The sequence below is a fragment of the Candidatus Effluviviaceae Genus I sp. genome (genome assembly GCA_016867725.1).
GTDB lineage: Bacteria > Joyebacterota > Joyebacteria > Joyebacterales > Joyebacteraceae > VGIX01.
The window spans coordinates 13,925-32,793 of sequence record VGIX01000020.1; the positions used below are offsets into that span (position 1 = coordinate 13,925).

An 18,869-nucleotide genomic window follows, 5' to 3' on the forward strand; every position below is an offset into this window, starting at 1 on the left:
GCTGTTGGCGTTCATCGTGTCGGGACGGATCGTCAGGACCGACTCGGTCCGGCGCCTCCTTGAGCCCGTCGAAAGGAAGCGCGCCCTGCGCGTGAGCTTCTCAAAGGCGCCGGGAGACCTCACGCGCGGCTTCTCCGAGTCCTTCCCGGAGCTCCGCGCGGAGTTCACGGGCGACGGTGCCCTCCGCGTCGAGTCGGACGAACCCGTCCGCGTCGGGCCGCTGATCCGGTTCCTCGAGGACCGCGGCGCCGAGGTGGTGGAGGCCCGCAGGGTGCGCCCGCCGCTCGAGGACGTCTTCGTGGAGATCACGGGGATCGAGGCCGACTCGATGCGCAGGGAGAAGGAGAAGAAGGGAGGCGGCCCGTGAGACTCTGGACCGCCTTCCTGAGCATCCTCGGCAAGGACATGCGGACCTACTGCCTGAACCCGCCGAACGTCAGCTGGGGGATCATCTTCCCGCTGGCGTGGACGGGAATGTCCTTCGTCCGGTCGGGAAGCGGCCTCGAGAGCATCCCGACGCTCCTCCCGGGAGTCGTGGCGGTCTCGGTGCTGCTCGGAACGACGTCCATGCTCGCGAAGACGAGCGGCGCGATCCTCTTCGGCATCGCCAACGCGTTCGTGCCGGTCGCGATGGCCGCTTTCCTTGCCGACCTGTCGGGGCTCGCCCGGGGGACCTTCCTGCCCGCGGTGGCGCTGATCGGGGTGGCATCCACGTTCCTCGGGCTCTTCGTCGCGGTCGCCGCGAGCGAGGTCTTCGAGGCCCAAACGTTCTCGGACTTTCTGCGCTTCCCGATGATCTTCCTCTGTGGGCTCTTCTTCCCCATCGCGAAGCTGCCGGTGTTCCTCCGCCCCCTGTCGTACGCGCTGCCCCTCACCTACGGCGCCGACCTCCTGCACGGGAGCGTGCACGGCGCCCACTCCATGCCGTTCGCCCTCGACCTCGCGGTCCTCGGCGCCTTCTGCATCGCGCTCTTCGCGGCAAGCCTTGTCAACATCAGGCGGAAGTGGATCGCCTCGACCGGGGCGCTCCACGACCGGGGCGCTCCGCCGGCGCTACCTCCCCGGCCAGGACGGCTCCCAGTTCCAGGTGCTCGTTGTGGTGATCCGGGTCTCGTCCGAACCGTCGATGTTGATCGTGTACACCTCGCTGCCCGAGCCGGGCGAGTGCCGCTCCGTGGTGAAGGCGATCCGCGTGCCATCGATCGAGACGGTCGGTGCCGAGTTGGGGCCGGCGCCGGTCGTCAGCTGCTCCACGTTCGTGCCGTCGGCGTCCATGATGTAGATCTGCGCTTCGCCGCTCCGTGTGCTGTAGAACACGATCTTCTGGCCATCGGGCGAGTAGAACGGCTCCGCATTGCCGTTCGACGACGTCGTCAGCTGGCGCAGGTTGCTGCCGTCGGCCTTCATGGACCATACCTGTCGGTCACCCGAGCGGAAGCTCTCGAAGACAATCCTCTTGCCGTCCGGCGACCACTGAGGCTCCTCGTCGCGGGCGGAGTGGTTCGTCAGACGTGTCTGGCCCGAGCCGTTGGCGTTCATCACGTAGATCTCGGTGTTGCCGTCCCTGTAGCTCGAGAACGCGATCCTCCTCCCGTCACGCGTCGCGCCGGCCTCGCCGTCGTCCGCGGGGTTGTTCGTCAGGTTCACTGGGTCCGAGCCGTCCGACTCCATGGAGTAGATCTCGCCGTTGCCGTCGCGGTAGGTCTGGAACATGATCCGCCCTGGGACGAGGTCGTCGTCTCCCGGGCCGGACACGCTCCCGCATCCTGGAGCCAGGAGCGCAGCCAGAAGCGCGGCGCAGGAGAACACGGTCAACTGCCACTTCGAGATCAGCACGTTCGCGTGCATGCCTTCCCCCCCTGTCATGAGCAGCTCGCCCCTCGCCTGGTCCACACGGACCACGTCAGCGTGCACCGATGGTGCCATGAGGGCAGGGTTGACGCTACCTGTACATCGCCTTGGTGGCGCCCCACGTGCTCGGCGCCACGGGAACCCCGCCGCAGCCCACCGGCCACGCCCCGACGAGATCGCACTCCGGGTTCACCGGGGAGAACGGCACGCAGGGGGACGGGGCGGCGATGTGGAGGTCCCCGTTCGCCGGGTCGCAGAAGAGCGGGTCGGCGGAGATGTTGCCCTTGATGCCGTACTGGTCGGCGATCGCCCCCACCCAGTCGCCGCCTTCGTTGCCGAAGACGTCGCAGCACGCAAGCTCGACGTAGTCCTCGTTGGACGCGACGCCCGGGCCCTGCGTGCTGAAGGCGACGACGGTGTTCACCATGGTGAGCTCGTAGTTGCCGGCGAGCACGGTCCCGTCGGGAGACCCGTTCCCCCAGAACGTGCAGTTCCTCACGAAGGTGGAGCTGATCTTCTCCGCCCACAGCGCGGCGCCCTCGTGGGCCGCGGTGTTGCCCACGAAGGTGCATCGGTCGACGAGGTTCGGGCCGGAGATCCAGAAGGTCAGCGCCCCGCCCGATGAGGACGACGCGTTGTCCTCAAAGAGGCACTCGATCACGTAGGCCTCGCTCTCGTCGTGGAAGCTCGCGGCCGCGGCCGCGTGGGACGCGTTCCCGACGAACTCGGACTCCACGATCTTCGCGAGGGTGCCGTACGCGAAGATCGCCCCGCCCTCGCTCGCGGCCTCGTTCTCAGCGAAGCGGCAGCGAACGATCGTGATCGCGCAGCGGTCGGCGTAGAGGGCGCCGCCGAGGTCGGGGTAGGTCGCCCACCCGCCGCGGACGCTCACGCCCGAGAGCACGGACCCGGCCTGCTCGCCGTGCCGGAAGCGGAACCCGCGGTGCGGGTCCGTCTCGCTCCCCCCGCAGTCGATCACGCACGACTCCGGCGCGCGGCTCTGCGACCGCACGGTGATCGCCTTGCCGAGGTAGTCGATGTCGCGGTTCCCGTCGCCGGTGAATGTCCCGTCGGTCAGGACGATGACGTCACCGTTGGTCGCGGCACCGATGGCCGACTGGATCGTGGGGAAGTCACCGGCGCCGTCGGGAGAGACGACGTAGGTCGTCGCCGTGGCGGAGGCGCAGCAGAGGAACAGCAGCGCGGCGGTGAGTGCCGGTGCACACATGGTCATCCTCCTCGCTACCTGAACTCCTCGATGTCCGCGCTCAGAAGCTCGCTCGCGATGTCCTCCAGCGTCACGATCCCGACGCAGCGCCCGCGGTCGTCAACCACGGAGAGAAGGTGCTCCCGGTTCTTCAGCATGGACTGGAGAGCGCTCATCAGCGTCGCCCGATGGTCGACGGTGTGAATCGGCCTGGCGTCCGCAATGAGCCGCCGGATGTCCTCGCCCGTCGCGGGCACCGCCTTCTTTGAAACGATGTACGCGTAGATGCCCTGCACACTGTCGCTTCTGCTGACCGGGTATCGCGTGTGCCCGCTCTCCCGCACCAGGGCGAGCACCGCTTCGGGCGCTTCCCCGTCCCTGATGAACCGGATCCGCTCGGGCGGGATCATGGCGTGCGTGATCTGCGTGTGGGTCAGCCTGACGGCGTTCACGATGATGTTCTCCTGCTCAAGGCCGATCGCCTTGCCCGACCGCGCGAGGCTGGCGAGCGTCACGAGGTCGGCAGTCGTGATCTGCTCCGATTGCGCTCGCGACGCCAGCCGCCTGAACATGGCTTCGCTCAGTTGCACGACAGGCCGCATCACGGTCGTCAGGGCCTCGACGACGGGCCCCGCCATAGGCGCGAGCCGGTCTCGGAAGCTGACCCCTATGACCTTGGGCAGGATCTCCGTCCCGAAGAGGATCACGACCGTGAACAGCAGGGAGAACACCCAGATGCGATGCTCACCGTAGACCTGAGCGAAGGCGCCGCCGGCCACGGTGGCGCCACCCGTGTGAGCGACGGTGTTCAGAACAAGGATGGCCGTGATCGGGCGGGCGACGTTGCTCTTCAGGCGTCTCCATGACCCGGCCGCTCGGGGACTCGCCACCTGAAGACGGCTGAGGGTGAGCGGGTTGAGGCTCAGAAGCAGCGCCTCGGCGAGCGAGCACACAAAGGAGACGAAGATGGCGACGGCCGAGCTCATGACAAGGACGAGCAGCATGGTTCGATCTCCTCCACAGAGGCGAGTGTCTCTGACCCACGACTTGCATTTGTACCACGTTTGGGGACACCGCGCTGCTGAGGGCGGTGCTCAGCGCTACCGGCATGCGCTGGCGGCGGACACGGCAGTCCCTGCCCCCCCGACAGGCGGACCCTCAAGTCACACAGTGTTGGACCATCGACATCCGTGGAGGACCAGAAACGGACGCTGCCGGGACGCGCCGTATCGCGCGCCCCGGCAGCCGGATCGTCCCGCTTCCGAGGGCCATGCGGATGCAGCGGGCAGCCTAGCTCTTGCTGCAGCTCCGCTCGCACTTCGCCCGCTGCTCGCAGGAGGCCTTCATCTCGTCGGTGCACGCCGCGCGGTCGCCCTTGCACGAGCACTTGGCGTCCGCATGATGCGCGCACTCGGCCGTGCACGCGCTGCCCTCGTGGGAGCAGGCCGGCGGCTGAGATGCGGTCTGGGCCTGCGCGCTCCCGGGGCACCCGGCAGGCGCCGCCTTCTGCGTGGCCTTGGCGCTGCTCGGACAACCGGAGCAGCCGGCCGTGAGCTCCGAGCCGCACACGGGCGCCGCCGCGGTGCAGCCCTGCGTCCCGGCGTCGGCCGTTGAGGCGCGCCAGAGGAGACCAAGTCCGACCCCGAGACCAACGACGACGATCGCCACAATCGTGATTGTCTGCCGCATCTGCTGCCTCCCTCTCGGATGCTGATCGCGGTCCAAGCTGACGCGCGTACCCCGCGACTCCTCGGCCAGCCAAGGAGGACGCGTGCGCACGAATGCCGCTATTCTACCCCAATCGCCGTCCCGGGTCAACCGGGGCTTTGACTTCGGGCTCATGCCCGTGTATCATGGCTGTTGGTCTGCTTGTCGGACAAGGACGCCCACATGGTCAGGATGCCAGCCCACTCCGCTGCCAAGCGGTCGCTCGCGCTCGTTCTCGGCGTCGTCGTCGCGCTGTCGGCGCTGGGTGTGCCCGCGGCATGCGGCTGCGGGCGACCGGTCGAGGTGACAGGCCGGACGGCGTCTTCGATCTCCGTTCCGGCGCCGGTGTGCCCGTGCTGCGAAGGAGGGTGCGCGGCGAGCGGGGGAAGCTGCTGGCGGGAGTGCGCCCGTTCGGCGCAGCCCCCCAGGAGCCCGGCTCCGCCCGCGGGGAGCGGACCCACCGACGCCCGCGACCAGAGGTCCCCACAGGCCCTGCAGACAGGCGACCAGCCGGACCATGACGCCTCCCTGCTGAGGGCGCCTCCCGGCCCCGGCGGCGATGCGCCCGCCTCACCGCACCACCTCGCCTACACGGTCCTTCGGATCTGATCCCACCCGCTCCGCGGCTCCGTTGCGTCGCGGACCTTCCACTCATGCTTCCGGCAGACTGCGTCCCTGTGGACGCCCGGATGCGCGGCGTGCGCGTTCGGCCGCCGGAGGCGGTCTAAGCTGCATCGTCCACAGTCGAAGGAGAAGACCATGATCGCACACAGCGTGTCAGTTCGTCCCGCCGCGCCGGCCCTGCTGATCGCAGCCCTGCTGCTCGCCGGGTGCGGCGGCTCCGGCGGAGACTCACGACTTCGCCTGGGCGCCGACATCCCACCCGACGAGCCGGTCGTGAGACTGGCCACGGTGCTTCAAAACCCCGCGGAGTACGACGGCAGGCGCGTCGTCCTGCAGGGGGTCGTCTCGAACCAGTGCGGCGGCCTGTGCGAGTTCGTCCTGCTCGACGGGAAGGAGAACGCGACGATCCACCAGCAGGGCATCAAGTTCCCCAAGCTCGAGCGGGGCAAGAGCGTCACGATCTACGCGCAGGTCACGAGCGGCGAGGAGCACGTCGTGCTCTCCGCCCTGGGCCTGCGCATGGAATAGGAGCCGACGATGACATTCGCAGAGGTCGCGCTCAGCAATCTCAGACGCAACCCGGTCCGGAGCGTCCTCACGGGCCTCAGCCTGGCCGTATCGGCCGCCACGCTCAGCGTGGCCCTGTCGCTCGACAGGGGGTATGCGTCCGCCGTCACGGACGACCTTGTCAACAAGACCGGGGTGCACCTGTACGTCACGAAGGAGGGCTGCCCGATCGAGGCCGCATCGGTCATCGCCCAGGGTGGCTTAAGCCCGCTCTACGTCGGCGAGGAGACCGTCAAGAAGGCCCAGAGCCTGCCTCAGGTCGGCGCCGTGCTCCCGTTCAAGCTCTTCGCGGTCACGACCGCCGACGGGACGCGCACCGACATCTTCATGGGCGTCACCGAGGCCATCATGGAGATCAAACCTGACTGGCGCTTCCACAGCGGCGGCTGGTTCGAGTCGGAGGACAGCGTCATCCTCGGGGCGGAGATGGCGCGCATCGAGCGCCTGGGTGTGGGCGACCGGATGTACACGGAGCACTTCGACAGGGAGTTCGTCGTCTCCGGGATCCTCGAGCGCAACTACAGCCAGGACGACGGCGTGTTCTTCCTGCCGCTTTCCACGGCGCAGGAGCTCGTGGGCCGCGAGGGCAAGCTCTCCGCCGTGGCGATCAAGCTCCAGGACATCTCCACGCTGGACGAGACCCGCAACCGCCTGCGGGCGATGCTGCCCGAGGACCACTTCGTCATCGGCTCGAAGGAGCTCAGCGAGGGCATCCTCCAGTTCTTTGGCTCGACGCGCGCGATCATGATGGTCATGGTGCTGGTCGCCGCGGTCATCTCGGTCTTCGGCGTGGTCAACACGATGCTCATGACCGTGCTCGAGAGGCGCCGCGAGATCGCGTACCTCAAGTGCGTCGGCGCCGGAAGGCTCGACCTCCTGCACCTGATCTCGCTGGAGACGCTGGCCATCGCGGTGGCGGGCAGCGCGGCCGGGGCCGTCGCCGGCGCCGTCCTGAGTCCGCTCTCCGGCACTCTGCTGCGGCGGTTCCTCGTCGCGTACGTTCCCTCAGGGGTGATCGCGCGACCCGACCTGGGGATCGCGGTGCTGGCCTTCACGGCGTGCACCGTGATCGGACTCGCCTGCTCGGTCTACCCGGCGCTGCGCGCCGCGCGCATCGTGCCCATGGAGGTGCTGAGGAATGAGTGACAACCACGCCATACGACTGGAGCAGGTCTCCAAGCACTACCGGCGCGGCCCGGAAACGGTGGCCGCGGTGCAGGACGTCTCGCTGGCCGTCGCGCCGGGCGAGCACGTGGCGGTCGTCGGGCACTCCGGCTCGGGCAAGACCACCCTGCTGAACCTCATCGGCTGCCTCGACCGGCCCTCGAGCGGACGGATCGCCGTCAACGGGCGCTGGCTCGACGGCGCAGGTGAGGCGGAACTCACGCGCTTCCGTCGCGAGTCCATCGGGTTCGTCTTTCAGCAGTTCTTCCTCGTCCCGACGCTCACCGTCCTCGAGAACGTGACCCTGCCGACGCTGTTCACAGGGCGAAAGGACGAGTCGCGGGCCAGGGAACTCCTCGACACGGTCGAGATGGGGCACCGGCTGAAGCACCTGCCGGGGCAGCTCTCCGGGGGCGAGATGCAGCGCGTGGCGATCGCGCGCGCGCTCATCAACTCGCCGCCGATCCTGCTCGCCGACGAGCCGACGGGCAACCTCGACTCGCGCAACGCCGAGAGGATCATGCAGCTCTTCGAGCGGCTGAACGGAGACGGCGTGACGGTCGTCGTCGTCACGCACAACGCGGACATCGTGAGGCGCTGCAACAGGACGGTGCACATTGAGGACGGTCGGATCAGCGCTTAGGCTGGCGGCGCTCGCCGGCGCGCTCCTCGCGCCGTGCGTCGCGCAGGCCGCGAGGTATGTCGGGATCGACGCCGACGTGCGGTTCGAGATGCTGGAGGGCGAGCGCAGCCGGGCGCGCCTGCACCTCCTGGGGGCGTCCGTGCGCGAGACCATCGCCGACAGCCGGGGTGACCGGCTGATCCTCTTCGGCATGGTCGAGGCCCGAGACGACCTCTCGGAGGTCATGCTGCACGAACTCTACGCGCGCCACAAGGGGCCGCTTGGAGCGTGGGCGGTGACCGTCGGGCGATTCCGTCTCCCCTACGGCCTCATGACCGACTTCGACGCCTCGAGGCTCCTGTACGGGACGCCGCACGAGACGATGCTCGGCATGGAGTCGGACAACGGCGCGATGCTGTCGGTCGCCAGAGGCGCGGTGAACGGTGCCGTCTCCCTCACCCAGGGCTACGGCCACCATCACCCGCCGCGTCTGCCGGGCCACGGCATCGCGATGGCGCGCGTCGGGGTCACGCCCGGCGAGACCGAGGAGGTGTCGTTCGGGCTCTCGGCCGCGTACGGCAGGACGGCCCACGCGCACGACGCGGAGATGACGACGCGTCGCGCGCTCGTCGGCGCCGACGCGACGTTCTACGCGGGGCGCTGGCTGGGGCGGGTCGAGGCCAGCGCGGGTCGGATCGACGGCCGGACGACGAGCGCGGGGTTCGTGGCGCTCGACGCCGCGCTCGCGCCGGGGCTGGACCTGAACCTGGCCGCGAGCGCGATCCTGAACGGACCGATGAGCGCCGACGAGTACGTCGCGGGCCTCACCTGGAGGCCGCGGTGGCTGAACGTGAGAGGAGGATACCGACATGGCGGCGTGGATGAAGGGCGGCACGAGGTCACGCTCCAGGCGTATCGCCTGTTCGCTCTTGGGTCTTAGCATCGCCGCCGGCGCCCTCGCGGCGCAGGCGCAGGACGCGTACCTGTGCGTGTGGCGCAACCCGGAGCGCACCATGACCCGGATCTTCCCGAACGCCAGGGACTACGTGAGCGTGAACGCGCGGATCTCGGCGGCGCAGCGCAAGGAGATCGAGTCCCGGCTCGGCTTCGAGCTCCTGCCGGGGCAACAGGACCTGTTCCAGTACTTCACGATGACCGGCGAGAACGGGGAGGTCGTGGGCACGATCATCCCCGTGTCGCAGAAGGGCGGGTTCGGGGCCATCGAGCTCGTGTTCGGCCTCGACAACGACCTCGTCATCAAGAACCTCTACGTCCAGCGCTCGCGCGAGAAGGACCAGCGCTTCAAGGAGCGGGCCTTCCTCGACCTGTTCGTGAACCGCAAGCTCTCCGAGGCGCTGACGCTCGACCGGCTCTACAAAGGCGAGGCGACGCCCGGCACCTCGGCTGTGATCCGCGGCCTCAAGAAGGAGCTCGTGGCGTACGAGGTGCTCGTCCTGAGGCCGGCCGCCGAGAAGCCGGGCGCCGCCGGAAGGTGACCGTCTCCCCGAGCCCGGCAGTCCTCACGCGGCCTGCCCGCGGCCCGGGCGTGTTGCCCTGCGTCCGTGCGCCCGTTCCTCACCGCACGAGCGTGAGCGACCTGACCTCCGTCCTCCCGTCCACGACGAGGCGCGCGAAGTAGGTGCCGGACGCGACGGCCCTGCCTCCGTCGTCCGTCCCGTGCCAGTGCGCGGTGTGCGCCCCGGCCGGCCGCGGCCCGGACACGACGGTCCTCACCAGGCGGCCCGTGACGTCGTAGATCCTGAGATCAACGTGCCCGTCGTTCGGGAGGTGGAAGCTCAGACCGGTCGTCCGGCTGAGCGGGTTCGGCGCCGCTCGGAGGACGGCGGACGACGGCCGATCCCCGTCCTCGACGCCGGCCCACTCCGTCACGATCAGCGTGACAGGAACCACGAGCGTCGGGTGGTCCGGGTCGTTCGTGGCGATGCGCACGTCGGCGTGGTACTCGCCCACCTCGAGCTCCGTCGCACTCATCGTGAGGCTGAGCTGCGCGGATCCCTGCTGTCCGACCGTCCCCGACATCGGCGAGACGCTGAGCCACCGCTGCGTCGGGTCGACAGCAAGCCTGACTGCCAGCCCGTTGTGCAGGTAGCCGGCCGCGTTGTAGAGCACCTGGAGGCCGACCGTGCCGGTCGCGTTCTCGATGCCGACGGTGCAGCTGTTGCTGAGGGACACCGTCTTGTACTGATAGACGATGGACCCGTTGGCGTTCAGGATCACCTGGAAGGTCTCCGGCGACCCGCCGATGTTGTAGTGCGGCACGGCGTTCCACTGCACGATGAACCGCCCGTTCACGGCGTCGGCGTAGTAGTAGATGGCGCCGCCCTGGTTCGGGTTCAGGTCGTCCCAGAACGGCGCGATGAGGTTGTTCGGCTCCGCCGTGTTCGGAATGGACTGGTTGGTGTAGTTGGTCGCCGTTGACGTGAACGACAGCCACCCGTTCGTGCAGACGCGCACCGACCCGAACGTCTGCCCGTAGTACGGGAAGGTGAACCCCAGCGGGAACGGGCCGTGGTTCGAGTCGTCGCCGCTGCCCACGACGGTGCCGATGCTGGAGATCTCGACCCAGTCGTACACGGGGCCGCCCGGAGCGTCGCTGTCGATCCAGGTGTAGCCGAACGCGTCCGGCCCGCCGGACCCCGTCACGGGCGGCTCGCCGAAGTGGATGTCCGCCTCGCCCTTCTCGAGCTCGTGGTGCGGGGCCGTGGAAGCGGCGCTGAGCGCGCCCCGACCGGTCCCGTACACGATGGACACCGAGTACGCGAGGTCGGCCTCGCCTTCGTTGCCCAGCGTGACGGCCGACTGTCCCACGTTCCCGGGGGCGACGGTCTCCTCGACGGAGACGGGCGCGATCGTCGCGCTCGGATACGGGATCTCCGCCAGCGCCGGGAACTCGATGAAGTCGACCCACGAGGCGTCCTCTCCCGAGACGACCGAGTAGTCCTTCGTGTACGCCCACTTGAACGTCCGCGTGCCCGTCGCGACGGGGTAGCTGAACTGCGTCCACGGCACCGTCCCCGACCAGCTCGCGACCTGGACGCCGTCAACGTAGAACCGCAGGAAGTCGTAGTTGGTCTCCGAGGAGACGCGGTACCAGAACTTGATGTCGTCCGCGGCGATGACCTCCACCGTCACCTGCAGGTCGGAGCGCTGGCTGTGGCCGATGACGCCGGACCGCGCGCTGAAGGTCCCCTCGTGCGGGTTCGTGCCGGTGATGGTCCACGGCGCGTTGCCGCCCATCTCCCACGGGTACATCAGGAAGCCGCCGGACTCGAAGTCCTCGGCGACGAGCTCCGGCAGGACGAAGTCGAGCGTTGTCGCACCCTGGAAGTCCACCGTGCGCTGGTCGGCGCCGTAGCCGGTCGCGCGCGCGACGACGTCGTAGGTCGCGCCGGCCGGGAGCGAGATCGAGTAGAACCCGCCCGCGCCGCTCTGCACCGGTGCGAGGGGCGTGTCGAGAACGCGGACGGTGGCGCCCACGACCGTCCCGCCTTCGAAGTCGTACACGACGCCCGACAGCACGGCCGACGGCAGCGCCGTCATCGCCACCGAGCCGTCCACCGTCTCGTTCTCGAGGACTTCGATCTCCACGGTCTCGTCACCGTACCCGAACACGCTGAAGGTCAGCGTCCACTCGCCGACCGGCAGCATGAACTGGAACTGCCCGTCCGCGCCGGTCACGCGGTTGACGGGCCGGTCCACCACGCCCACGCGAACGCCGGCGATGGGCAGACCGGTGGCGACGTCCGTGACCGTGCCGCTGACCGTGCCCAGACCGCCCATCACCGCGAGAACCGCCTCGTACGCGTTGATGAAGCCGTGGCCGTAGGTGTTGTCCTCGCCGGAGGCGCCCAGGTCGACCGCCGTGTCCATGAGCGTCTGTTTGACGGTCTCCGGATCCAGGTTCGGGTTCGCCGCGTACATCAGCGCGACGACGCCGGCCACGTGAGGACCGGCCATCGAGGTGCCGCTCAAGTTCTGGTAGCCGCCGCCGGGCTGCGCGCTGTAGATGGTGGAGCCCGGCGCGCACACCTCGGGCTTCATCGCGTACTGCCCGCCGCACCCGCTGGGGCCGCGGCTTGAGAAGTCGCTGATCTCGTACGGCGCGTAGCGCTGCGTGGAGCCGACGCTGAACGCGTTGTAGGGGCTCGAGGCTCGATCCGCCGGAGAGCGCAGCGACCCGGAGGACGGCCCCTCGTTGCCCGCGGACCACGTGAGCACGACGCCCGCGGCCTCGCAGTTGTCGATGGCCGTCCACCAGAAGCTGTAGCAGTCGGGGTAGCCCAGCCCCTCGTAGACCCCCCAGCTGTTCTGGACCACGCACGGCACGTCGTCCACCGTCTGCGGGTTCCCATCGGGGTCGGCGAGCCACGCGAGCGCCTGGAGGATGTCGTTGTTGAACTCGGTGCCGACGCCCTGGTTGATGGTGTTGGCCGCGATCCAGAGCGCGCCCGGGGCCACGCCGATGGTGTCGCCCGGCGCCTGGCCGGTGACCGTGCCCATCACGTGAGTCCCGTGGTAGTGGTTGTCCACCGGGAAGTTCGGAGTGCCCTGACCGGCGTTGTCGAGCCAGCACGCGCTCGGGGCCGCGAACAGCCCGCGCCACCGTGACGCGAGCGCCGGATGCGTGCCGTCCACGCCGGTGTCGATGATGCCGACGACCACGCCGGTTCCGTCGATCCCCAGCTCGCGCCAGACCCTCGGGGCCTGGACGGCCGCGATGCCGGGCGCCATGCCGATGGCCCTGAGGCCGCCCGGCGGCCCGTCCTTGTCCCCCTGGACGGGCTCGATCAGCTCGGCCACGAGGTCGGGCTCGACGACCTCGACGTCCTCGCGCTGCGCGAGTTCGCGGATCGCGTCCACGGTGCCGACGACGACGATCGCGTTGATCAGCCAGTGCGTCGTGAAACCGCGGATCTCGCCGCCGGCCTGGCCGGCCCGCAGGTGGTCCACGACAGGACCCTGCGAGCGATCGGCGGCCGCCTGCAGCTCGGCGAGCACGGCCTCGTGCCGATGCTGGCGGGTCGCCCTCGTCGCGCGCAGCTGCTGGTTCAGGGAGGCGATGTCCGCCTGATCGCGCAGCACGACAAGCGCTTTGATCTCGTCGCCGCCGCGGAGCGACTGCATCTGAGACTCGAGCCCTGGGGCCACCGTGCCGGCCCAGGCGAAGGCGGTGAACAGAAGAGCAGCGAGCGCAAACACCGCTGTACATACCGCTCTCATGAGGCCCTTTCCTTCCCGGCGCTCACGGCGCCGTCCGAACCACCCCGGCCCCTCGGCTCTCCCTCAGCCTGCAGGCCGGCCAGCGCACGCGGCCGCCGGGCATCGCCACGCCGGCGGCGCGCAGATTACAGATGCGGGGCGCGTCGTCCGACGGCGCCCCGCACAGGTCCCGATCTGAGCAACGAGATGGTATCACATCCCCGCCCGGAATTCAAGCGGCGTGCCGCGGACCGGCGTGCCGCTGCCGCCGAGACCCGGTGGCACCGCGCGCTTCCCAAGAGGTCCGTTCCGCGCTATGCTCTGCCGAACGCATCCGCAAAGGAGGACCACCGCCTTGCAGCCTCTTCCTTCGGTCGACTACCACGAGCTCGGCCTGAGAGCCGGCCTCGAGGTGCACCAGCAGCTTCTCACCGACAACAAGATGTTCTGCAACTGCCCCGCCGGCCGCTACACGAGGACGCACGACGGCGAGGTGCTGCGCCACATGCGGCCGACCCTGTCGGAGCTCGGGGAGTACGACGGCACGGCGCTCATGGAGTTCCGCACGAAGAAGAACATCATCTACCTCCTGCACAAGGAGAACGTCTGCACCTACGAGATGGACGACACGCCGCCCTTCCTCGTCAACCAGCAGGCGATCGACGTCGCCATCGAACAGTGCCTCATGCTCGGGTGCGACATCGTCGACGAGGTGCACATCGCGCGCAAGCAGTACCTCGACGGGTCGATCCCGACGGGGTTCCAGCGGACCGCGATCGTCGGAGTCAACGGCCGCCTGCCGTTCCGCGGCCGCGAGATCTCGATCACGCAGGTGAGCGTCGAGGAGGACTCCTGCCGCGAGGTGTCCGACCGCGGGCACCTGATCGTGTGGCGCACCGACCGCCTCGGCATGCCGCTCATCGAGACGGTGACGGGACCCGACCTGCGGACGCCCGACGAGGTCGAGGAGGCGATCCTGCTCGTCGGCCGCGTCTGCCGGAGCACCGGGCACGTCCGCGTCGGGATCGGCGCGAGCCGGCAGGACGTGAACGTCTCCGTCCGCGGCGGACGGCGCGTGGAGATCAAGGGGGTTCCCAAGGCACGCTGGGCGAGGGGGCTCGTACACGGCGAGGCGATCCGCCAGATGAACCTGCTCAGGCTGCGCGACGAACTGCATCGCCGCGGGCTGCGCGGGCCGTCCGACCTCAGGATCGACAGCGTTAACGTCACCGACGCCTTCGCATCCTCCGCGCTCGAGCCGCTGAGGGCGGCATCGTGGGAGCGCTGGGTCGCGAACACGGGTCGGCGCGCGGGGTTCGAGCTTCTGCCCGGTCCGTTCTGCGTGCGTGCCGTCCGGCTGAGGGGGCTCGCGGGAGCGCTCAGCTGGCCGACCCAGCCAGACCTGACCTTCGCCAGCGAGCTGGCCGGGCGCGTGCGCGTCATCGCCGGGCTCGACCAGCCTCCGATCCTCTACTACGACGAGAAGTGGCCCGACTACGAGGGGTCGGTGGACGACCTGCGCCGCCTGCGCGCGCGGCTGCGCTGCGAGCCCGGCGACGCCGTCGTGGTCGTGTGGGGCGTCGAGGCCGACACGGTCACCGCCGAGGAGGAGATCCGGACGCGCTTCGCCGACGCGCTCGACGGCGTGCCGCACGAGACGCGCCAGCCGTTCGCCGACGGGCGGACGGACTTCGAGCGCATCCTCCCCGGACCGGACCGCATGTACCCCGACACCGACAGCCCCCCGTCGCTGGTCACGCGCGAGCGCGTGGAACGGCTCCGCCGGCATCTCGCCCCGCGGCCGTGGGAGCGCGAGGCGCGCTACGCCGCCGCGGGCGTGCCGGTCCCGACGATCCACTACCTGATCCGCCGCAACGGCGCGGCCCTCGTGGACCGCATGACCGGCGACAACGCCGCCGACCTTCGGGCCGCCTGCTTCCTCTTCGGCGAGCGCCTGAGGGGGCTTGGGCGCGCGGGCGTCGCGGTGGACGCCGTCCCCGAGGAGCGCTGGCGCGAGCTGTTCGAGGCGATGCGCAGACGACCCGTGCTGCGTGAGGCGTGGGAGGCGATCGTGCGGCGGATGGCCGACGCGCCGTCCACACCCGTGAGCGACATCGTGCGCGCCGAGCGCCTCGGCGAGCCGCCGGCGCGCTGGGAGGACCTCGTCCGCCGGCGCGCGGAGGAGGCCGTTCAGGACCTCCGCGGACCCGGCGTGGCCCGCGGCACCGCCCGCCGCGCGCGCCGCGACGTGCGCCGCGGCGCCGACCGCGTCCGCCGCCTTGCGATGGGGATGTGCATGGCGGACCTGCGCGGGAAGGTCCCCGCGCGGGACGTCGCGGCGGCCCTCGAGGGCAGCCTCGTGGCAAGGAGTCCGCATGGCCGGGGATGAGCTGAAGGGGTACAAGGGCCGCGCGAAGGCCCGCCTCTCGGAGCTGGGCCTGCGCGTCTGGAGCGACGTGCGGCTGGTCAACGACGCGGGCAGCGTGTTCGAGGGCGTCATCCTGCCCAGGAGCGAGGTGCTCGACGACCGGCACATCGTGATCAAGCTCAAGAACGGCTACAACGTCGGTGTGCACGTGGACCGCATCGCCGAGATCCGCGAGGTCGGCTACAAGGAAGCCGTCTACAAGATCCCCGAGAAGGAGTTCCCGCGGCGGCCCGATCTTCCGGCGGTGACGCTGCTCGGCACGGGGGGCACGATCGCCTCGCGGCTCGACTACAGGACCGGCGCGGTGATCCCGGCCTTCACGCCCGGCGAGCTCTACGGCGCCGTCCCCGAGCTGGCCGACATCTGCAACCTGACCACGAAGAAGATCTTCGGCGTGTTCTCGGAGAACATGGCGCGGGAGCAGTACATCGAGCTGGCCCACGCGATCGGCGCGGAGATCGAGGGGGGCGCCGACGGTGTCGTGATCGGCCACGGCACGGACACGATGGGCCACACCGCGGCCGTCCTCTCCTTCATGGTCCAGGACTCCCCCGTCCCGATCGTGCTCGTGGGCTCGCAGCGGTCGAGCGACCGCCCGTCGAGCGACGCCGCGCTCAACCTCATCCACTCCGTCCGGGCCGCGGCGTACGGCGAGATCGCCGAGGTCGTCATCTGCATGTTCGGCCCCACGTCCGACAGATACGGCCTGCTGCACCGCGGCACGCGCTGCCGGAAGATGCACAGCTCCTACCGCAGCACGTTCAGAACGGTGGGCGACACGCCGCTGGCGACGGTGAGCCGGAGCGAGTTCTCCTACCTCACGGACGACTTCCGCCGACGCGACCGATCGAGGAAGGTCGTCATCGACGCGGTCTACGACGACCGGGCGACGATCCTCTACTACTACCCGGGGATGCGCCCCGACCTGGTGGACGCGCTCGTGGAGAAGGGATACCGGGGCATCGTCATCGCCGGCACCGGCCTCGGCCACGTGAACAAGCCGCTGTACCCGGCGCTCAAGCGCGCGATCGACGCGGGGGTGCACGTGGTCATGACCGTGCAGACGCTGTGGGGCTACGCGCAGATGTACGTCTACGACACCGGCCGCGACCTCATCGACATCGGCGTCGTCCCTCTCGACAACATGCTGCCGGAGACGGCGCTCATGAAGCTCTCGTGGGTGCTGGCGCACACCGACGACCACGGCGAGGTCATGCGCATGATGCGGCAGTCCATCAGCCACGAGATCACGCCGCGCGAGCCGCACAACGGCTATCTGATCTTCCAGGGAGGTCTGCCCGACACGGACGAGTTCATCGCTGCGCACTGGAAGTGACGGCGGCGCGGGGAACCGGGCGTCGGGCGGTGGGCGGGCGGTTCGACGCGCGGGGCCGGGAGGCTGGGCTGTGGTCACCGAGAGCCGGGAGACTCCGCACGGGCGCTACACGCGCGACGCGGCGAAGCACGCGTTCTTCGCCGCGATCGTGGAGCGCTGCGCGGACGAGGTGGCCGCCGCCGTCGGTGAGCGGCACGCGGCCGCGGTCTTCCTCATCGGCGCCCCGTCGCGCGGCGAGGCGACGGTCGTCGAGACCTCGTCGGGCCTCCACAGCCTGAGCGACGTGGACCTCGTGTGCATCGTCTCGCCCGGCGCGGACCTCGCGGCATCGAGGGAGGCGGCGCGGCAGGCCGTCGCGCGGCTCAACCCGGAGATCGCTCCTCTCTGCACCGGCGTTGACGTGTCGGTCCGGCCGTGCGAGCGCGCCGGGCGTCCCACCCCGCTCATCGCCCACTACGAGCTTGCGCGCTCCCCGATGCTCGTTCGCGGCGACGCGGCGGCGCGCGACGCGCTCGGCCAGGTGGACATCCACGACATCCCGCCGTCTGACGCCCTCAGGTTCGTGCACAACCGGTGCATCGAGCGGCTGCTCGCCGGGGGCGCGGGCGTCGGGAACGCGGCCGCCTGCGGCGAGATCGTCACGCTCCGCGCGCAGTACACGACGGCCAAGCTCATGCTCGACCTCGTGACGGCGTTCCTCTTCGTGCGCCGCGAGGTCCCGCTCGGTTACGAGGACCGCGTGCGCCTGTTCGTCACGCTCTGCAGGACCCGCGAGCAGTTCCGCGCGCTGGCTCAGGAAGTCGCACCGTTCCTGGACGAGCTCCCGCACTGGGCGCGGTTCAAGACCACGGGCGACTGGCGCGCGCTGCGGGAGGCGCTCCCGGAGGACGCGCTCGCGGGCCTGCGCGCGCCGCGCTTCGCGTTCGCCCTCTGGCGGCGCGTCCTGGGCGAGACGCTCGGGACCGACCTGTTCGGCGCGACGCTTCCCGAAGCGATTGCCCGCCTGGCAGAGGCCGAGGGACCGGCGCGAAGCCTCGCGCGCTCGTGGAAGGCGCTTCGCAGCGCGGACGCGCGCTCCCTCTTCCCCGCGACGGCCGTGCTGCGCGGCGCGCTCCGGGGCTCGCCGGTGCCGCGGGCGTACATCACGGGGCTCCTCCTCTTCTTCGCGGACGCCGGGGGCGCGCCGCGCGAGTGGACGCGGACGGCCCTCGCGCGGTATGCTCCGTTCGCGCTGCCCGCCGACGCCCCGGCGCTGACGGACGACGCAATGCGGCAGGCGCTTCTCCCGCCGCTCGCGAGGTTCCACAGGGAGGTGCTGCTGGGACGGAGACCCGAGGACGGCGGAACCGGAACGGGAGCTGCGACGGACTGATGCCCCAAGACAGACTCGCCCTGGTGTTCTTCGTGGATGCGGTGGGCTGGGAGATCGTGCGCGACGGCGACTTCTTCTCGTCGGTCGCGCCGCACCGCTACCGTCAGCGCACCGTGCTGGGCTACAGCTGCGCCGCGCAGCCGACCATCCTCACTGGCAGGATGCCCTCCGAGCACGGGCACTGGGGGATGTACCGCCGCACGAGCCGGTCCGAGATGGCGTCGCTCCGCGCGTTCGGGATGCTCCCGCGCGCGATCTCCGACCATCCGAGGTTCCGCAGGCAGGTCCTCCTGTGGCATCGGAGGCGGAGCGGGTTCTCGGGCTACTACCACCTCTATCGGATACCGTGGCGTCTCTTCGCCGAGTTCGACGCCGTCGAGAAGCGCGACATCTACGCACCCGGCGGGTTCGTCGCGTTCGACGCGCCCGGTCCTCGCAAGGCGCCGCGCGCGCCGATCGTCGTCGCCTCGATCTTCGACCTGCTCGCCGAGCGCGGCATCCCGTGGCGGTCGTGGTCGTGGAAGCACGGCTTCGACCAGAGCTTCGCCGAGCTCGAGGCCTCGTTCCGCGGCGACGGCCGGCCGGCGTTCGCGCTTCTGTACACCGCGCACATCGACGGGTTCCTCCACGGACACGCGGGCGACCGCGAGGCGATCGCGCGCGCGCTCCGCATGGTCGAGGCGAAGGTCGTCCACGCGGTCGAGGCCGCGCGGGCGGCGTACGACCGGGTGGACGTGGTCGTCCTCTCCGACCACGGCATGGCGGAGACGA

At 70.0% G+C, this 18,869-nt stretch carries 15 protein-coding genes and 1 pseudogene; 11 read left to right on the forward strand and 5 right to left on the reverse strand.

Features of this window, described 5'->3' with window-relative positions:
- Positions 1-4 precede the first annotated feature (4 nt).
- Positions 5-367, forward strand: coding sequence for a hypothetical protein (locus tag FJY74_05955; GenBank protein ID MBM3307851.1), 363 nt, complete (start codon positions 5-7; stop codon positions 365-367).
- A pseudogene (locus FJY74_05960) lies at positions 364-1,014 on the forward strand (ABC transporter permease). The gene FJY74_05955 and the pseudogene FJY74_05960 overlap by 4 nt, the downstream one beginning before the upstream one ends.
- A gap of 39 nt (positions 1,015-1,053) precedes the next feature.
- Here the strand turns inward: FJY74_05960 and FJY74_05965 are convergent.
- The 4 genes from FJY74_05965 to FJY74_05980 form a co-directional block, all read right to left on the reverse strand.
- The gene (locus tag FJY74_05965; protein ID MBM3307852.1) at positions 1,054-1,848 is read right to left on the reverse strand and encodes a PD40 domain-containing protein; all 795 of its coding nucleotides are present in this window, start codon (positions 1,846-1,848) and stop codon (positions 1,054-1,056) included.
- Positions 1,849-1,942: 94 nt separating this feature from the next.
- Entirely contained in the window at positions 1,943-3,079 is a 1,137-nt protein-coding gene (locus FJY74_05970; GenBank protein ID MBM3307853.1) for a right-handed parallel beta-helix repeat-containing protein, read from the reverse strand.
- A 14-nt stretch (positions 3,080-3,093) separates the two neighbouring features.
- Positions 3,094-4,062, reverse strand: a complete 969-nt coding sequence (locus FJY74_05975) for a DUF21 domain-containing protein (protein ID MBM3307854.1) — start codon at positions 4,060-4,062, stop codon at positions 3,094-3,096.
- A 286-nt stretch (positions 4,063-4,348) separates the two neighbouring features.
- Positions 4,349-4,747, reverse strand: a complete 399-nt coding sequence (locus FJY74_05980; GenBank protein MBM3307855.1) for a hypothetical protein — start codon at positions 4,745-4,747, stop codon at positions 4,349-4,351.
- 777 nt (positions 4,748-5,524) lie between these two features.
- On the opposite strand from FJY74_05980, the gene FJY74_05985 reads away from it, so the two are divergent.
- The 5 genes from FJY74_05985 to FJY74_06005 all read left to right on the forward strand — a co-directional run bounded on the left by FJY74_05985 (position 5,525) and on the right by FJY74_06005 (position 9,238).
- Entirely contained in the window at positions 5,525-5,917 is a 393-nt protein-coding gene (locus FJY74_05985; protein ID MBM3307856.1) for a hypothetical protein, read from the forward strand.
- A 9-nt stretch (positions 5,918-5,926) separates the two neighbouring features.
- Positions 5,927-7,102 carry an ABC transporter permease gene (locus FJY74_05990; protein ID MBM3307857.1) on the forward strand — a complete coding sequence of 392 codons (1,176 nt, stop codon included), beginning with the start codon at positions 5,927-5,929 and terminating at the stop codon, positions 7,100-7,102.
- Positions 7,095-7,763, forward strand: coding sequence for an ABC transporter ATP-binding protein (locus tag FJY74_05995; GenBank protein MBM3307858.1), 669 nt, complete (start codon positions 7,095-7,097; stop codon positions 7,761-7,763). Before FJY74_05990 ends, FJY74_05995 begins: the two co-directional genes overlap by 8 nt.
- A complete protein-coding gene (locus tag FJY74_06000) occupies positions 7,738-8,682 on the forward strand; it encodes a hypothetical protein (protein ID MBM3307859.1) in 945 nt (314 codons plus the stop codon). The genes FJY74_05995 and FJY74_06000 overlap by 26 nt, the downstream gene beginning before the upstream one ends.
- Positions 8,683-8,755: 73 nt before the next feature.
- The gene (locus FJY74_06005) at positions 8,756-9,238 is read left to right on the forward strand and encodes a hypothetical protein (protein ID MBM3307860.1); all 483 of its coding nucleotides are present in this window, start codon (positions 8,756-8,758) and stop codon (positions 9,236-9,238) included.
- Positions 9,239-9,317: 79 nt separating this feature from the next.
- Here the strand turns inward: FJY74_06005 and FJY74_06010 are convergent, their stop codons facing one another.
- The gene (locus FJY74_06010; GenBank protein ID MBM3307861.1) at positions 9,318-12,983 is read right to left on the reverse strand and encodes a S8 family serine peptidase; all 3,666 of its coding nucleotides are present in this window, start codon (positions 12,981-12,983) and stop codon (positions 9,318-9,320) included.
- Positions 12,984-13,317: 334 nt separating this feature from the next.
- Here FJY74_06010 and gatE point away from each other — a divergent pair, with 334 nt between their 5' ends.
- The 4 genes from gatE to FJY74_06030 all read left to right on the forward strand — a co-directional run.
- A complete protein-coding gene (gene gatE, locus FJY74_06015; GenBank protein MBM3307862.1) occupies positions 13,318-15,351 on the forward strand; it encodes a Glu-tRNA(Gln) amidotransferase subunit GatE in 2,034 nt (677 codons plus the stop codon).
- Entirely contained in the window at positions 15,338-16,726 is a 1,389-nt protein-coding gene (gatD, locus tag FJY74_06020) for a Glu-tRNA(Gln) amidotransferase subunit GatD (protein MBM3307863.1), read from the forward strand. The genes gatE and gatD overlap by 14 nt, the downstream gene beginning before the upstream one ends.
- 70 nt (positions 16,727-16,796) lie before the next feature.
- Positions 16,797-18,098, forward strand: coding sequence for a hypothetical protein (locus tag FJY74_06025; GenBank protein ID MBM3307864.1), 1,302 nt, complete (start codon positions 16,797-16,799; stop codon positions 18,096-18,098).
- Positions 18,098-18,869 (forward strand): alkaline phosphatase family protein (locus FJY74_06030; protein MBM3307865.1); only part of this gene is annotated, 772 nt, incomplete at its 3' end. The genes FJY74_06025 and FJY74_06030, both read left to right, overlap by 1 nt.

Excerpts from the sequence above, each read along its gene's own strand:
- FJY74_05965 (MBM3307852.1), bottom strand. The coding sequence starts at position 1,848 with ATGCACGCGAACGTGCTGATCTCGAAGTGGCAGTTGACCGTGTTCTCC.
- FJY74_05970 (MBM3307853.1), bottom strand. The coding sequence starts at position 3,079 with ATGTGTGCACCGGCACTCACCGCCGCGCTGCTGTTCCTCTGCTGCGCC.
- FJY74_06005 (MBM3307860.1), top strand. The coding sequence starts at position 8,756 with ATGACCCGGATCTTCCCGAACGCCAGGGACTACGTGAGCGTGAACGCG.
- FJY74_05980 (MBM3307855.1), bottom strand. The coding sequence starts at position 4,747 with ATGCGGCAGACAATCACGATTGTGGCGATCGTCGTCGTTGGTCTCGGG.
- FJY74_05990 (MBM3307857.1), top strand. The coding sequence starts at position 5,927 with ATGACATTCGCAGAGGTCGCGCTCAGCAATCTCAGACGCAACCCGGTC.
- FJY74_05995 (MBM3307858.1), top strand. The coding sequence starts at position 7,095 with ATGAGTGACAACCACGCCATACGACTGGAGCAGGTCTCCAAGCACTAC.
- FJY74_06010 (MBM3307861.1), bottom strand. The coding sequence starts at position 12,983 with ATGAGAGCGGTATGTACAGCGGTGTTTGCGCTCGCTGCTCTTCTGTTC.
- FJY74_05985 (MBM3307856.1), top strand. The coding sequence starts at position 5,525 with ATGATCGCACACAGCGTGTCAGTTCGTCCCGCCGCGCCGGCCCTGCTG.
- FJY74_05975 (MBM3307854.1), bottom strand. The coding sequence starts at position 4,062 with ATGCTGCTCGTCCTTGTCATGAGCTCGGCCGTCGCCATCTTCGTCTCC.
- gatD (MBM3307863.1), top strand. The coding sequence starts at position 15,338 with ATGGCCGGGGATGAGCTGAAGGGGTACAAGGGCCGCGCGAAGGCCCGC.